Annotated in this window: 8 protein-coding genes, 1 pseudogene and 1 CRISPR repeat array; all 9 genes and pseudogenes read right to left on the minus strand. The window is 35.4% G+C overall.

Annotation, left to right across the window (positions count from 1 at the left end):
* Positions 1-12: 12 nt before the first annotated feature.
* The 9 genes and pseudogenes from IPH66_01045 to rsgA all read right to left on the minus strand — a co-directional run bounded on the left by IPH66_01045 (position 13) and on the right by rsgA (position 17,470).
* Positions 13-1,146: an ATP-binding protein gene (locus IPH66_01045; GenBank protein ID MBK7127940.1), complete on the minus strand. Its 1,134-nt coding sequence runs from the start codon at positions 1,144-1,146 to the stop codon at positions 13-15.
* Between the two features lie 437 nt (positions 1,147-1,583).
* Positions 1,584-2,629: a CRISPR direct-repeat array (repeat unit 47 nt; unit sequence GTTGTGATTTGCTTTCAAAATGTATCTTTGATTTATTGACGAACAAC).
* Between the two features lie 77 nt (positions 2,630-2,706).
* Positions 2,707-3,878 (minus strand): annotated as a pseudogene (locus IPH66_01050) (IS4 family transposase).
* Between the two features lie 4,839 nt (positions 3,879-8,717).
* Positions 8,718-9,062, minus strand: a complete 345-nt coding sequence (gene cas2, locus IPH66_01055) for a CRISPR-associated endonuclease Cas2 (GenBank protein ID MBK7127941.1) — start codon at positions 9,060-9,062, stop codon at positions 8,718-8,720.
* Between the two features lie 3 nt (positions 9,063-9,065).
* Complete coding sequence (gene cas1 / locus IPH66_01060; GenBank protein ID MBK7127942.1) at positions 9,066-9,968, minus strand: type II CRISPR-associated endonuclease Cas1; 903 nt, start codon at positions 9,966-9,968, stop codon at positions 9,066-9,068.
* A gap of 9 nt (positions 9,969-9,977) precedes the next feature.
* Entirely contained in the window at positions 9,978-14,174 is a 4,197-nt protein-coding gene (gene cas9, locus IPH66_01065) for a type II CRISPR RNA-guided endonuclease Cas9 (protein MBK7127943.1), read from the minus strand.
* 362 nt (positions 14,175-14,536) lie between these two features.
* Positions 14,537-15,379 carry a transposase gene (locus IPH66_01070; protein ID MBK7127944.1) on the minus strand — a complete coding sequence of 281 codons (843 nt, stop codon included), beginning with the start codon at positions 15,377-15,379 and terminating at the stop codon, positions 14,537-14,539.
* 103 nt (positions 15,380-15,482) lie between these two features.
* Positions 15,483-15,701 carry a transposase gene (locus IPH66_01075; GenBank protein ID MBK7127945.1) on the minus strand — a complete coding sequence of 73 codons (219 nt, stop codon included), beginning with the start codon at positions 15,699-15,701 and terminating at the stop codon, positions 15,483-15,485.
* A gap of 365 nt (positions 15,702-16,066) precedes the next feature.
* A complete protein-coding gene (locus IPH66_01080; protein ID MBK7127946.1) occupies positions 16,067-16,522 on the minus strand; it encodes a D-tyrosyl-tRNA(Tyr) deacylase in 456 nt (151 codons plus the stop codon).
* A gap of 6 nt (positions 16,523-16,528) precedes the next feature.
* Positions 16,529-17,470, minus strand: coding sequence for a ribosome small subunit-dependent GTPase A (gene rsgA / locus IPH66_01085; protein MBK7127947.1), 942 nt, complete (start codon positions 17,468-17,470; stop codon positions 16,529-16,531).
* Positions 17,471-17,482 lie beyond the last annotated feature (12 nt).

A 17,482-nucleotide genomic window follows, 5' to 3' on the forward strand; every position in this document is an offset into this window, starting at 1 on the left:
CAAAATGTGTGATTATTTATTCTGCAACCAGCGCATCAAAAATTTATCATATACTGCGTAATAAGGACGTTCAACTGAGGTGTTATAATAGATTAGTTCTTTTTCTAGTAATGATTGGATCCCCCGCGTTATCATAGATGACGTACCAAGCTTGTATTTATGGATAAATTGTTTAGCGTGAGCATTATATAATTTTTGTTCTCGCGCTACGGCAATTAACAAATTCCATTGTGCATCTGTAAGTAAATTACGGTATTGATAATAAATTCCCTCATGTTGACTAAGAATTTCAATGGCTGCACTTTGTGCTGTTTCCAAACTTATTTTTTTGTCATGCCTAGCGTAAATATAGTTACACAAAAACTGAACGTAAAAAGTGTGATTACATGTCCAATCAAGAATGAATGAGATAGCTTCAGAATTTATTTTCCTTTTTTTCAGAGAAAACATCTTATCAATAAACCGACTATAGTCATCTATGCTGATATAGTCAAGATGTATAGGACTGCAACTTGCAAAAAATGGTCGTTTTGCATTGTCAAAAAGCTCATGCATCATCTTTTGATTACTGCCACAAAAAATAAATCGTGTGTTTTTCAATGGTTGAATGGCTGTTCTTAGTAATGCTTCTGTGTTTTTTTCAGGATATTCTAATATTTGCTGAAATTCATCAATGGCAAATACAATTTGAATGTTTTGGTTATCCAAAAATTTGAACAACTGACTTATTGTTTTTTCATATTGTTTAGCCTCACCTAAATCAAAACTGAGCTCCGGATTACCTGATAACGAATCAAAACTGATGATGGGTCTCAATAATTTAATAATGTCCATTAATTTTTTCCCAATGCTTTTATTTTCCGGAAAACGTGTATAAATGGCCGTGCCTAATTGATTAGTAAACTCTTTGAGATTGCGGGTGCCAAGTATGTCTAGGTAAATACAGATAACCTGACGGCTGCGTTGGTAACTGTTGAATACGTGATGAATCAATCCCGTTTTGCCTAAACGACGAATGGCAAACACCGTGGTGTTTTTATGGTTTTTAATATGACTTTGAATCAACGAAGTCTCTTTTTTCCTGTTGCAAAAATATTCAGGCCCTCTGTACCCCGTTATCGGGAATGGATTGAAGTCTTCTTTCATAATTCAAATATAGAACATTTTATGAATCACACAAAATGTGTCACACAATTTGTGTGATAAATATCTATTGTCTGAACTTTTATTAGACGGCCTGTGTGTGGCGGGGGGGGCTAATGACATGCGATCAACAGGCGCAAAAAATTAATGATATGAATTCGATTCTTTTGTTTAGCGTTATTACTTCAATTATTTTGTATATTTACTCGGTATTGCTTCGCTCCATTTTCAAAATGCCTGTCCGACTTTTTCAGTCGGATATCTTTGATTTATTGACGAACAACTTTGGATTGAGTGATTTTTTAGTGACAATTGTTGTGATTTGCTTTAGCTCAGAATTTATTTTTTTGATTCGCTGAATTCCGCTACGCTCCATTTCAAAATGTATCTTTGATTTATTGACGAACAACGGATTGTACGTCGGTACACTTGCTTCACCTGTTGTGATTTGCTTTCAAAATGTATCTTTGATTTATTGACGAACAACTTCGGGGGTTTTTTGTAACTTTGAATCAATGTTGTGATTTGCTTTCAAAATGTATCTTTGATTTATTGACGAACAACCGAAACGTCAATGGCGTTGGTTGGTGTGATGTTGTGATTTGCTTTCAAAATGTATCTTTGATTTATTGACGAACAACAGCCGGTAACTATAAACAACTACGCCGCCGGTTGTGATTTGCTTTCAAAATGTATCTTTGATTTATTGACGAACAACCCTGATTATGAATCATGGTCAGGTGCTTAGTTGTGATTTGCTTTCAAAATGTATCTTTGATTTATTGACGAACAACAGACCGTTTTTTATCATTTGTTTGTCCGTGGTTGTGATTTGCTTTCAAAATGTATCTTTGATTTATTGACGAACAACCATTCGACCATACACCAATCGCACCCTTCTGTTGTGATTTGCTTTCAAAATGTATCTTTGATTTATTGACGAACAACATCAAAGCCAAACGGTAAGAAGCCCATGCTGTTGTGATTTGCTTTCAAAATGTATCTTTGATTTATTGACGAACAACGGGTTGACTGGTGATAAATTCCAAGTGTTCGTTGTGATTTGCTTTCAAAATGTATCTTTGATTTATTGACGAACAACTTGCAGCGTGGCTTACATTGAACCTACCTGTTGTGATTTGCTTTCAAAATGTATCTTTGATTTATTGACGAACAACACGGGGTTATCAATCGTTAGTACGTCATCAGTTGTGATTTGCTTTCAAAATGTATCTTTGATTTATTGACGAACAACGTAAACTTCGTGAAAATGCTAACCAACAATGTTGTGATTTGCTTTCAAAATGTATCTTTGATTTATTGACGAACAACTAGACCTAAGTTGGTTTCTAAGTTGTGCGGGTTGTGATTTGCTTTCAAAATGTATCTTTGATTTATTGACGAACAACAATCCCCATGTTTTTGACAAACCACCTGCGGTTGTGATTTGCTTTCAAAATGTATCTTTGATTTATTGACGAACAACCAATAGCGTCCTAAACGAATTTTATTTAGTTTAAAGTTATTGAATTTGCCGGGTTTCGATATAGAAAATGGTTAAATTCAAAACAGAACCCCCTGATAAATTTCTTTGTCCGGAGGTTTGCTTTCTTCAAATGGTTTATTGATCCACTGCTGAAGATCAATTTTCACGAATAAATTGAGTCGCAGAAAAGCGACAAGGTTTGAGAGATGCCATTTAAATTTGGCCATTGCTTTCATTGCTTTTAAAATCAGAATTGTTATTAATGCCGTCCATATTTGAATCATTACGGCATTATGACTTGTTCCAATGAACGATTTAATGTGAAGGAGTTGTTTTATTTCTCTGAAAAAAATTTCGATTTGCCACCGGCTTTTATAGAGTTCCCCGATGGTATTGGCAGTCCAGGTTAATTGATTGGTGATGATTTCAATTACCTGCTCATTTACCTCATCCCAAACAGATACTCTCCGTAACGGTTTGGGATATTTCTTTTTCGAAAGGACACCCGTTAGTTCAATGAGTTCATCTTTGAGTATATGCTGATGTCGATTATCTAGTAGAGGATTTTCTTTTTTTGGTTTTGTATTGGATGTTTTCTTTGTGCCTGATGACAAAATATACTCCGCTGCTGTCCCAAATGTTTAACAATGAAAAATCGTTGTAATATCGGTCTGCTACAATCACACTTCCTTTGAGTAAAGGAATATCATATGCGCCTTTATTGTCGGCTGTTTTTCCATCGGTGATATTTACATAAGCCGGCAAATTGCCATCATAATCAAGCATTGTATGCATTTTCACAGCTCCCTTTGCCGTCTTGTATCTTGCCCAATCAAATAATGAGAGGCACAAACTTATGGTACTTGAGTCTACTAAAAATATTTTGGATTTGATTTTAAATTTAACCTGTTTAAATCCCACCTGCTGTCCTAAACTTCCCAGCAAATGATAATAGTATGTTCTAAATAGCTCCCAATCCCTGTGTTTATTTTGGTAGCTTATGGTTGATTTAGAAGGAGCTCTTTCTATGCCCATATGATTTAAGTTACCGGTTGCTGATCGTAAACCGTTGCTAATATCCCGTATTGATTGACTTTTTGCAAATTGACAAAAGAGCATTGAAATCAGATGTGTCCAGCTATTGTAACCCTTTTTGATGCTTGTCTGTTTGTTTTTCCTTTACAATCTTATTGAATTTTAATCTATCCAGTTTGGAGATTATTTGAGAAAACAAGGTTAATTTTACCATAGGAGAAGGTGTTGGTTTTTTGTTGTGGCCCTCAAAGATAATTTGAGTTACAGAAACTATCCTTCTCTTACTTTTTTTAATTGATCGTTTAGGACGCTATTGACGAACAACCTATTTTTATGCTTGGTTACGACGTAGCCAGTTGTGATTTGCTTTCAAAATGTATCTTTGATTTATTGACGAACAACTTTGGAATGAACCACGATGAACACGGCCTCGTTGTGATTTGCTTTCAAAATGTATCTTTGATTTATTGACGAACAACTTCCCATTTACCGTTGGATAAAAGTTGGCTGTTGTGATTTGCTTTCAAAATGTATCTTTGATTTATTGACGAACAACGGCGTGAACGTCAGAAATCCATGAGATCCAGTTGTGATTTGCTTTCAAAATGTATCTTTGATTTATTGACGAACAACACCGGGATTTGGTAGTTGCTGAGGGTAAAGTTGTGATTTGCTTTCAAAATGTATCTTTGATTTATTGACGAACAACATCTGACACCGATTACGGCGCTATCGTTCAGTTGTGATTTGCTTTCAAAATGTATCTTTGATTTATTGACGAACAACGCAATGATTGCTGAGTCTGGAGCGTTCCCTGTTGTGATTTGCTTTCAAAATGTATCTTTGATTTATTGACGAACAACACAAAGTGCAAATAATGGTGAAACTGTGTGTTGTGATTTGCTTTCAAAATGTATCTTTGATTTATTGACGAACAACCCGTTTACATTCACTGGTTGATTGGTGGTAGTTGTGATTTGCTTTCAAAATGTATCTTTGATTTATTGACGAACAACATAGAGTTAGATCTCGCACAAAGAAAATAGTTGTGATTTGCTTTCAAAATGTATCTTTGATTTATTGACGAACAACAAACAGTTTAGAGTTATATTAATTGTATTAGTTGTGATTTGCTTTCAAAATGTATCTTTGATTTATTGACGAACAACTGAGCGCCGCAGCGATGCCTGAATCCGACAGTTGTGATTTGCTTTCAAAATGTATCTTTGATTTATTGACGAACAACTTGATCGGATGAAAATAGCCATCGTATCATGTTGTGATTTGCTTTCAAAATGTATCTTTGATTTATTGACGAACAACCGTAATACCATTACTAATTGAAGGTTTTCAGTTGTGATTTGCTTTCAAAATGTATCTTTGATTTATTGACGAACAACATTCCACGTGTTCGTGAGGTTGGAGGGTTTGTTGTGATTTGCTTTCAAAATGTATCTTTGATTTATTGACGAACAACTTAATTGAAAGATTTAATTCAATATTATCTGTTGTGATTTGCTTTCAAAATGTATCTTTGATTTATTGACGAACAACTCGCCAGGCAAAATAACCACCTGATAACAAGTTGTGATTTGCTTTCAAAATGTATCTTTGATTTATTGACGAACAACCATCTGTTCCGTTTGCCTCGTCAGAGGATCGTTGTGATTTGCTTTCAAAATGTATCTTTGATTTATTGACGAACAACGATATTAATACTGATGTATCAATGTCGTGTGTTGTGATTTGCTTTCAAAATGTATCTTTGATTTATTGACGAACAACTCCGCCATCACCTGTATAACCACCCTCTGCGGTTGTGATTTGCTTTCAAAATGTATCTTTGATTTATTGACGAACAACAATATTGATCCTCGATACTCATCTAGTTCCGTTGTGATTTGCTTTCAAAATGTATCTTTGATTTATTGACGAACAACCAACACAACGATAATTCTACCGTATAACAAGTTGTGATTTGCTTTCAAAATGTATCTTTGATTTATTGACGAACAACTTAGCTACCCGGCTGAGGTCTATGTCGTCAGTTGTGATTTGCTTTCAAAATGTATCTTTGATTTATTGACGAACAACTTTAATGTTCTAACTATTTGCACGTTTTCTGTTGTGATTTGCTTTCAAAATGTATCTTTGATTTATTGACGAACAACGCCAGTCATGGTGTACGCAAAGGAGGCCGGGTTGTGATTTGCTTTCAAAATGTATCTTTGATTTATTGACGAACAACTTTGCAGGGTATTTAGTGTATTCCATTTCAGTTGTGATTTGCTTTCAAAATGTATCTTTGATTTATTGACGAACAACGACGCTAAACTAAACCCTAACCGAAGATATGTTGTGATTTGCTTTCAAAATGTATCTTTGATTTATTGACGAACAACGGATTGTACGTCGGTACACTTGCTTCACCTGTTGTGATTTGCTTTCAAAATGTATCTTTGATTTATTGACGAACAACCCAACTTAACTTGGGCCAACACAATTTCAGGTTGTGATTTGCTTTCAAAATGTATCTTTGATTTATTGACGAACAACTCACGCAGTCGTGGATTATTGCGGTTGAGTGTTGTGATTTGCTTTCAAAATGTATCTTTGATTTATTGACGAACAACATCTCATGTTTTTTCAGACGATTACCCCAGTTGTGATTTGCTTTCAAAATGTATCTTTGATTTATTGACGAACAACAAGAATCAGCCAAGGCATTCAAACAGGCAAGTTGTGATTTGCTTTCAAAATGTATCTTTGATTTATTGACGAACAACTTCTCAGCAACCGCAGTTTGTTTCACACGAGTTGTGATTTGCTTTCAAAATGTATCTTTGATTTATTGACGAACAACAGGTCAACCCGACTGGACTTACATGCCGACGTTGTGATTTGCTTTCAAAATGTATCTTTGATTTATTGACGAACAACGATAAATATATTTTGAATGCACCGAACATAGTTGTGATTTGCTTTCAAAATGTATCTTTGATTTATTGACGAACAACCAGATAAATGATTCAATGACCAAGTTTGGTAGTTGTGATTTGCTTTCAAAATGTATCTTTGATTTATTGACGAACAACTTGGGTGACATTAAAGTATCAGAGCTAGGTGTTGTGATTTGCTTTCAAAATGTATCTTTGATTTATTGACGAACAACAAATAATTTCTATACTGTCCGGCGAAACCGGTTGTGATTTGCTTTCAAAATGTATCTTTGATTTATTGACGAACAACTGTGTGCATCTTGTTCCGTTGTAAATCCTGGTTGTGATTTGCTTTCAAAATGTATCTTTGATTTATTGACGAACAACTGGGTAATCATGGCGTATAATGCACTCACCGTTGTGATTTGCTTTCAAAATGTATCTTTGATTTATTGACGAACAACTATCCAACGGCAAATGGGAACACTACAATGGTTGTGATTTGCTTTCAAAATGTATCTTTGATTTATTGACGAACAACCACAAAGGAATGACAATCACAATTGGGGGGGTTGTGATTTGCTTTCAAAATGTATCTTTGATTTATTGACGAACAACCAAAGACTTTTGTAAAATTGCAAGCAGCAGTTGTGATTTGCTTTCAAAATGTATCTTTGATTTATTGACGAACAACTGTCGTTTTTTATTGGGCATAACACCCTCCGTTGTGATTTGCTTTCAAAATGTATCTTTGATTTATTGACGAACAACTTTGAATCCTATAAAAAACTGCGCTTACTTGTTGTGATTTGCTTTCAAAATGTATCTTTGATTTATTGACGAACAACTTAAATGGAAATCATACTCTTAATGGTCAAGTTGTGATTTGCTTTCAAAATGTATCTTTGATTTATTGACGAACAACCTTTTGTTGGTGATGGGAAAAGAATAAGTAGTTGTGATTTGCTTTCAAAATGTATCTTTGATTTATTGACGAACAACAGCAACAACACCGCATAACGTGGTCAGATGGTTGTGATTTGCTTTCAAAATGTATCTTTGATTTATTGACGAACAACTGAATTATTGCAAGGTTACCAGGGCGCCGAGTTGTGATTTGCTTTCAAAATGTATCTTTGATTTATTGACGAACAACTATTGATACTTCACTGGTTTACTCTACTTAGTTGTGATTTGCTTTCAAAATGTATCTTTGATTTATTGACGAACAACAGACCGTTTTTTATCATTTGTTTGTCGGTAGTTGTGATTTGCTTTCAAAATGTATCTTTGATTTATTGACGAACAACGTTGGCAGTGTTAAGGTTTCCAATTATCGGGTTGTGATTTGCTTTCAAAATGTATCTTTGATTTATTGACGAACAACGCTCCAACTGCGAAATATCGACCGGTTGTAGTTGTGATTTGCTTTCAAAATGTATCTTTGATTTATTGACGAACAACGGTGGGGTGTGATGCTCAAGTCGATAGAGTGTGTTTGCTTTCAAAATGTACTTTGATTTATTGACGAACAACGTTGCAGGTTACAACATTCAGGCTCAGTTGTGATTTGCTTTCAAAATGTATCTTTGATTTATTGACGAACAACAGATAGATCAAAAAACTCAGTAAAATCAATGGATTCTGTGCTTTTTAGAAATGAAAAAAATGGTTTCGTCAAACATTAAATCCGGTCTTAGTGCCGGATTTTTTTATTCCTGTTTTTGTTTCTGAAGTTATGTTACAAGGGAAAAAATGGATGCATTTCTCTTTCTGCCCGAGCCTTACTGCGCTTTTATTCCAACAGGCATACGACTCAATCTTGCTATATAAAGAAGTTTGTTCTGAAAATAGCTTAGCAAAAACCTCCCCCTCAATCCCCCTCCGCGAGGGGGAAGCCAGTTGTAAATTCTCAGCCAACAAACTTGTACCAGTCCCTCCCTCGGAGGAATTTATAAATAACCCATTTCGTAAATCACTCAACTAAAAGCCTCCAATCAGTCCCTCTCTCGGAGGAATTTATAAATAATCCATTTCGTAAATCACTCAACTAAAAACCTCCAATCAGTCCCTCCTTTGGAGGGATTTAGGGAGGAAGGGAGGAGAGGGGGGAATTAAAACAACTCCAATTGCTGCGGAACATCAGGTGATGGACTTACCTTAGTGCCTCTGAAAATTTCCATTTGCCCAAATTGTTTATCAGTAATTTGTAAAATACCAACTAGACCTTTTTCAGGTAATAAACCCAAAACCCGTCTGCGATGTACCGCTGCATTTTCACTGCTGGCACTGTGTCGTATGTACATACTGAACTGAAACATCGCAAATCCGTCTTTCTGCAATTCTTTTCTGAAACGCGCTGCAGCTTTCCGTTCTTTTTTTGTTTCGGTAGGTAAGTCATACATCACCAAGGTCCACATAATCCGGTAGGCATTTAAACGTTCTGTGGTCAAATCCATAAACTATTCAATCTGCGGAAATAATAATTTCCGTTGTTCTCCATTCAAACATTTTACTAAACTCACGGCTGTGCGTTGTGTTGCCAGCATGAGCGGGCTACTCTCATCATCCAGCTTTACATCCAGTACCGGAATTTTTAGTAATTCAGCTTTTACTTCTTTGGTCACTCCTGCCGGTATGCCTGATTTTGCTACCAGCTGATACACCATCAAATCAATATACGGACGATAAGGTTCCATCAAATCATCAGCAAGACAAAAAGCGTTGTATCTGTTTTTATGAAATAAACCCAGGGTAGGAATCAATCCTGCACCTACAATGCTTCGCGCAACCGTGCCACGCAAAATGGCATAGCCATAATTTAAAAGTTCATTGGGTGAAGGGCCACTGCGTTGCCGCACGAAACCGTCAATATGTCCAAATAATTTTTGCCAGTAGAATGATGCGGCGGTTGCTTCATGATTATCCGCATCACCGCTCTTGACATTTTTGTACAAAGGATGCAGGTATTCATGCTCTTTATCCAAGGCACGCAAAACAGCCATTTGATTTTTTATTTTTTGTGAGATGGTTTGTGCCCACAATTGTTTTTTAAGTGGTTCACTTGCCGCAATCTGATTCTCGTACCGTTCTTGTTGCAAGGTATTCCCCTCTAACGGAAAAGTCAAACTCTGCGGCATGTGACGCTGATCACAAGTTATCAATGCCACATTATTTTCTTGCAATGCCTGAATCAAGGCATGCGAAATCAATAATTGCTGATGATCTAAAATAACAATTCCAATATCTTCAACCGGAATGGTGGTAGTTTTTACTGCTCCATCCAATTGCACCTCAATGCTCATTTGTTTGTCTTTGAGTCTGAGTGTGCCCGCGTTGCCGAAGTATAGGGTGCGTTTGATCATATGGAGATATTAATATTCGTTCATCTGTATAATTTGCCCAATATGATCAATGCGAACCTTAATAATATTTGTCAGTCCTGATAATCCAGTTCTTATCCAAGTCAGACCTTTGAGATCGTTATTGGTTTCAACTTTTGTTTCAAGATGATGACGAAAGAAGTAGTCCTTAGTAGCAATTTTTTGCACCCTAAACAAGTTCGGACTAAACTCGGAATATTTATTAGTGTCGGTTAAGTCAATTTCTTTCGGGTTGAAACCGGTTTTTTCATTTGGAAAAACGAAATATTCATTCTGTTTCATGCTGAATAAAAATTGCCAACCTTCATTTTTCCTGTAGTTTTTATCAATGATCGGAAACCCCAAATTTCGTCTGGAAACTGCTTCGTAGAATGAAATGACATTTTCTTGCAGATTTCCTTCTGCGTCACGGTAAACTGCAACGTGGTGATTGTTTCCAGTGTTTACAAAATCTACCGCTTGCGGTTTGCCATTATTGTCTAATAGTAATTTACCTTCTTTATCTTTTTTATGATGTAACGCTTCTGCATTAGCAACTCCGGTTATCGTGACACGTTTAATAGATATTCCCTTCTCTTGGTTAAGCCATATTGGATTTTCATCTAAATTTGAAAATGCTTTCTTTGGATCACCTTTATAATCAGAAAGCCTCTTTTCCAATATTTTTCTAATACCGGTATCAACTATTTTATCCAGTTTTAAATCAGGAGAAATTTCTTTTCGAATTGTAAAGATTCTGTCAAGAGACACTGTTTTCAATTTTTCCGGTACCACTTTTGTTTTCGCCTCATCTAAATAGATTGGATTTTTTGTAAGTGAATTTTTACCAGTAAAGGCTAATTTTGGATCTTCATTGAATTCATGCAAACGATTCAATAGGGCAACTTTACATTTATGATTTGCTACTGTTGCGATAATTTCTTTGGTGAAGTTGGCGCCCACTTTTTCTAACTTTGTCACATATTGCATCTGACTTCCATATACTGTTTCTAAATGCAATTGACCACGTGGAGTTTTTACCACTTGCCCTCTGATTATTTTCTCCTCTCCTGTTTGGGTAATGATTTTTGTGAAAACCTTATTTTTCGCTTTATTAATATTGGTTGTTACAACTTTGTTTTTTGATTTTATTGAAATCAATGTGTTCTCCAGTTGTTTTTTTGCTTCAGTTCTAAATTCTGTGATTTCGAAAGGAGGTTTAAATAACAATTTTCCTTTCTCGTTGCGCTTGAGTTCTTTTTGTTCTATACCATATATGGCGGAATTTTTATCACTCCTTGCATTTAAATTATTCAAATATTGGATGTATTGTCTTTTGGTAAATGCAATCGTCAAGGCATCCATTGCGTGGTGACGATGATCATTTCTTTTAGTCCAGTCTTTAATGCGACGAATAATTTTTCCGTCTCCATTTGTATGTTCTTCTGTTAATCCCAGAGCATGATATTTTTTCCAGTTGAGTTCTTTCATTACGTCAACTAATTGCCAGTCTTCTCTCAGTCTATCTGTGATAGTACCCGTAGTGCTTATTACATATTTTACTAAGTCTTCTAAGATTGATTTAGCGTATTTGGCTATATACTGGGTGTTCCCTAAATCACGATTTATAAATCCATCAGGTATTTCTTTTTCAGACATTTTTAATTTGCTCAGTTTACTTCTTTTTTTACTGTCGTTTTTAAGCAAGCGATCAACTCTTTCGATATATGCATGTAAACCAGCGTCGCCATATTTTTCTTTTACAAAATCAATTGCAGTTTTGTTTCCTTTCTCAATATTTATACTCCTGAGTTCTATTGTCTTATTTGATAAGGAGTCATCAAACAATCTTGATTGGGGTATTATGTGTTCTATATCTATCTCTTTGCTGTACAATTTTGCAGGTTCAATGTAAGTGTTACTGTAAAGAGTTTTGTATCCATTATCTTTAAGTTCTTCATAAAGCTTATATCGGATAATATCATTTCGACTCACATTACTTAATCCAAATTCTTTTTGCAACTTGAGTTTGATTTCCTCATGCATTTTCGTGTTTGAATCTATTGACTTAGTCAGTTCTTCACGTTGTTTCGCATTTTTTTTCAATTCACGCGCAAGCTCAATTCTTATCTCATCTGGTTTTCCATAGGTAATTATTAACGTGTTAACGACGTTGATCATCTGATTGAGGATTTTCTCAACCACTGGATTACGCAAACTATTTTTCTGTAAAATATCTAAGTGATCTTTCAGAATTTTGTTTTCAATTTCTTCTTTATTTAATGAAGATTTGGAATGACGATAACCTACATATTCACAAGCAACATCATATTGATTTCCATCTTTCAGGTGTGGCAGTATTTTTCGAATTGCTTTTGCTGATAGATTTCCATAGTCGTCTTGAAAGTTTATTGCGGATAGAATGGTGGCTGCTTCTTTCTCGAAACCAAAATCTGACATTAATTTATTAATAAGTCCTTCATTGCCTGTTTTGGAATTATCACCTTCAAATGAATACAGTAAATGCCACAATCGGAAAGAATTTTGACTATCTAATTCCTTTGATGAATCAAAAAACAATATGTCCGTATTGTAGCCAAGCGTTTTGAAGATATCGACTATATCATTCAGTATGTCTTCTGCAGATTGCTTCAAATTCAGTGAATGTCCAGACAATTCAATGATTTTTTGATAAGCGCCAAATAATTGAAATTGTGTTAGATTGCCTTGAATTTCTTTAAAATTGATATCTAATTCGGTTGGATTGTTAAACAGTAATTTCAAAGTATCGATGCCAGTTAGTTTATCTCTGATAGAAAGTTCTCTAGCAATCAATTCCTTTTCTTCTTGATTAAGGAGCCTTCTCTCCTTACCAAGTAATTCAACTTCTATCTGATCCTCCTTCGTATTTCTTCTGCTCTTCTTGCCTTTTCCGAAAACTTCGATATTATTGATTGTTTGCCAAATTTTAAATTCTTGAAATAGTGGTGATGAACGTGGTGTCACCCTCAATCCAATCGTTTTTTCTTTCTTTTTACCATCGACAACTACTTCAATTTTTCTACTTTCAAATTCGCAAAAGTTAATTAGGCCTTTTTGAGATTTAAGCCTACGTTGATAAAAAATTACGATATCACGTATTTGATTTTTCAAATCTTCAGTTAATATGGTGTGGTGCTTTGCTTGTTCTTCCCAGATTGAATTGAATTCATCTAAATAGTCTTGCCGGTAAAATACCATGTTACGCAAACTCGCATTTGGATTTTTTTCGAGAATAGCCATTTGATATTGACCAACTGTCTGCTTGTCGAAGTAGAGTTCTTTGCTGCGATCACTAATCGCACCCAAATAGCCGCTGGACCCGCTTATTTGTCCGTTTATTTTTTGCAGAACTATTGCTAGACTTTCTAAATCTAATTTTTCCGAAAGTGCTTTGTGTCGCCATAAAAAATTCTCTTTCTTAAGTTCCTCACCCTTAGTATCACGTCTTAAACCGACTATTTTGAAAGGTTCGGCACAAATAGCCCATGTAGTTTTTTCGTTTTTTCCGCGTAAATTTTCTCGAAGGCTATCCGTCAGAATTTGGCTGTAAAATTCCTTTTGTTTGACCCAAATTCTGTCGAACTCATGTTCTAAATCAGAACGATAAAAGTTGGGAAAACTTTTTTTGCCTGACGCAAGTAGTTGTAGGCATAACTGACCTGGAGTTAATTTGTCATGATATAATTTTTTTGCTACTTCCATTCCGTCAATTAATGTTCCCTCCTCTGACCCGTCCGCCTTTCGACTGCTGCGATATCCTCTTTTTTTATTGATCATCAATAATACGCGTGCGAATTCTTCTAACGAGATTTTTTTAGTTACCGCTTGAGCCCTTAAACGGTATGTCTCAAAAGTGGTGCGATTGCCGTTTTCTGATAAAATTGTGTCGTTATTGATAATATTATGTTCAATCAAAACTTGAATTAGATTTAATCTGCGCAATTTGTATCGTTGCAAATTTCGGCGCATACTTCGTTTGAGTGTCCTATCAGCATTTGTTGTAATCGCTTTTCCTTTCTCAAAATTTTGCTGTTCATCAACACTTAGAGGATTTACTCTGACTCCTAGTTTTATTATAGAAGATTTTTCCTTCTCGTTCTCGGCTTCATTGACCAGAGCCCATCCAATTGAAGTAACACCTAAATCAAGTCCCAATATTTTTTTCATATCAAATTATTTTATTATCTTCGTTTTACATTTTGAAGCAAATCACAATAAGGATTATTCCGTTGTGAAAACATTCAAGGCGGGAGAAATCTCGCCTTTTTTTATTTGCTTCCATATATCAAGTATCATTTCATTCTTTTATTAGCACGCAGCTTGCATTCCAAGTCCCGCTGAAATCAACAAGTAAGCAACAATAAAAAGCGTAGTTTTGGGTTAAACGCAGTTGAATATTTATAAATCAACAGTTGAATGTAGTGAATTTTTTTGGAAATGCAGTTTTGGAAATTGAATATAGTTTATTTCAACCATTTCAACTATATGCCAATATACTCTTCTAAAGAGCAGGCATAAATAGTCGTTCCTTACCAACCAAATTTTATTTGAGTCCGAACCATTAAAAAATCGACTCTGAACCAATTTGAAAAATCACCAAAAATATCACGAACTAATTTATCCATTAGTTTCTTTAAATTCCATCCGGTGGCTGCGAACATTGCATTGATTTTTGATGAACTTTCGCCGCCCAAGTAATTTTTTTCCATTCTGTGATCTGTCTTAAGATGTCCTATTACTGGCTCGATGGCTGCTCTTCGACGGAATTTTTTTCGGGTCGTAATTTTTTGATAAGGCGTTGTGTTTTTTGTAGGTTTTGTTGGTGTACATATTTCAACTCCGTAAATTGTTTTTTTCCCTTTTCCACCTCTGTCATAAACAATTTCTTTTGGTAAATAGTTTAGATTATTTTTTATTTGATTAAGCAGAGGTTCTATTGTGTTACTGTCATGCGGATTTCCAGAAAAACTTTCTATCCCCAGGATAACTAATGTTTTTGGATTCACCATCAATCCAATTTTATTACCAAACTCATATTGCTTGTGCGCCTTTCCTTTAGCAATACAAGTGGTAAACGGTTTGTGAAGACTGTAAACTTTATTTTTATCAAGCCGCGTTTGTGTAATTGCTCTCCAACATAAATCAAGGTCTTCTTTGTATTGTAAAAGTGTTTCTTGTGGAAGCTCACGTTCTAGTTCTCGAAGTTGTCTTTTGCAATTGTGCGTAGTTTTAATTTTGCCTTTCTTGGTTTTTTTTATTCTTTTAGGGTGATGTGAATTGTGCGTGTCACGAACAAGTTGTTTACTTGTTCTAGTGTACGTTTGGCGTTGGTTAATCCCTTCTTCCTTAGCAATGGCATTGCACCTGTCAATAACTTTTTTGCCAGTTTTGCATCCGTTGGAAAAGTGGTATTGTTTTCTTGAACAGTTGTATCAGATAACAGCATCTGATTTTTTGCTTTTGTTCCGTGAAGATTTATTGAATGAACAAATATTTTTCCACTCCGGCTTCACCAATTCGTTTACGAAAATGTACAAAGTCGCTTGGATCACATGGGAAAATATGTTGAAAGTTTGATGCACCACAAAAATACTGCATGTAAGGATTCATCACCCATGCCTTAGCCAGAGTCTCATCTCCCAAATTGTAAATGTGCTTTAACAAAAGACATCCAATCATAAATCTTATTGGCATTGATGGCTGACCGGTATTTGAATAATGAACTGAGAATTCTTTTCAAAATATTTCCAATCCATTTTATTTGATAACAAAACCAATTCATGACGCATATCGATAAAATCCGACAACAGTGGCGAGAATAAATTTCGTTGGTTTTGATCTGAGCTTTTTCCTAACATATTCTGCAAGATTTTTAGCCAATATCTAAAATATCTTGCAATTTATATCACACAAAAAGCACTAATTATCAACATTATATTATTGAATGTCAATATTTTGAAGAGTTATTAAGGAACGACTAAATAATCATTAACGGGTATATTATACCATTTGAAATTTTGCAAATACAACATCAGCTTATTATTGGCTCAATATTGCTATTAAGATTCCTTATTTTTCGTATCAACCCAAATAGTAACCGGCCCGTCATTGGTTAAACTTACTTGCATGTTGGCGCCAAAAATTCCGGTTTGAATGGGGTGATTTAATTCAAGTTCAAGTTGAGAAATAAATTTTTCATAAAGCGGAATTGCTTGTTCCGGTCGTGCGGCATCTATGAATGAAGGGCGGTTGCCTTTTTTTGTTTTGGCGTGTAAGGTGAATTGACTGATGAGTAAAATATTTCCGTTGATATCTTTTACCGATAAATTCATCAAACCATGATCATCAGAGAAAATGCGCAGGTTGCATATTTTTTGCGCAAGCCATTTCAAATCGTCCTCTGTATCTGCTGTTTCAAATCCAACCAGTACAAGTAATCCGCTGTCAATTGCGCCGTGCACTTTTCCGTCAATGCTCACTGAAGCAGAAGATACTCGCTGAATTACGGTGCGCATAAAACATTATTTGTAAATATCTTTTCTAAAAGTTTCATCCTCGTCAGAATTCATCATGCTCATGTATGAGGCGTAACGGCTGGGGTGAATAATATGTTCATCCACCGCTTTTTTTATGGCGCAGCCGGGTTCATTGATGTGCTGACAATTATTGAATTTGCATGCATGAATCAATTCTCTCATTTCAGGAAAATAATGGGAGAGATCATCTTTATCAAAATCAATTAAACCAAATGCGCGAATGCCCGGTGTGTCAACAACAAATCCGCCTGATTTTAACTCGTGCATTTCAGCAAATGTTGTGGTGTGTTGCCCGGCTAAATGCTGAATTGAAATATCTCCCGTTTTTAAATTCAATGAAGGATCCAATGTATTAATCAAGGTAGATTTTCCAACACCGCTGTGTCCGCCAAACATTACTTTCTGATCACGAATTTCGTCACGCAGAAATGCGATAGAATTTTCATCTTCAGCACAAATTAAATGACAAGGATATCCTGCCTTTTCATAAATAGCCATGAACTTTTTTACCTGATCCAAATCTTGCGGCTCATAAATATCTGCCTTGTTAAAAAGTAAAGTAGCCGGAATATGATACGCTTCAGCCGTGACTAAAAACCGATCAATAAAACCAGGTTGTGTCTGCGGTGCTACCAGGGTAACCAATAAATAAACCCGATCAATATTTGCCGCCAAAATGTGTGAACGCTTGCTGAGGTTAATTGATTTTCTGATGATATAATTCTTGCGGGGTAGAATATTTTTGATCACTCCCTTATTGTCTCCCTCTTCTTCAAATTCAATTTCATCACCAACTGAAACAGGGTTTGTTGTGTCAATTCCGCTCATGCGCAATTTACCTTTAACTCTGCATTCCCACAACCGATGTGTGTTGTCAAGTACACGATACCAGCTACCGGTTGATTTTATAACGAGACCTTTTTTCAAGTTGATTGTTTT

The organism is Crocinitomicaceae bacterium (assembly GCA_016708105.1).
In the GTDB taxonomy this organism is placed as follows: Bacteria; Bacteroidota; Bacteroidia; order Flavobacteriales_D; family Crocinitomicaceae; genus JADJGJ01.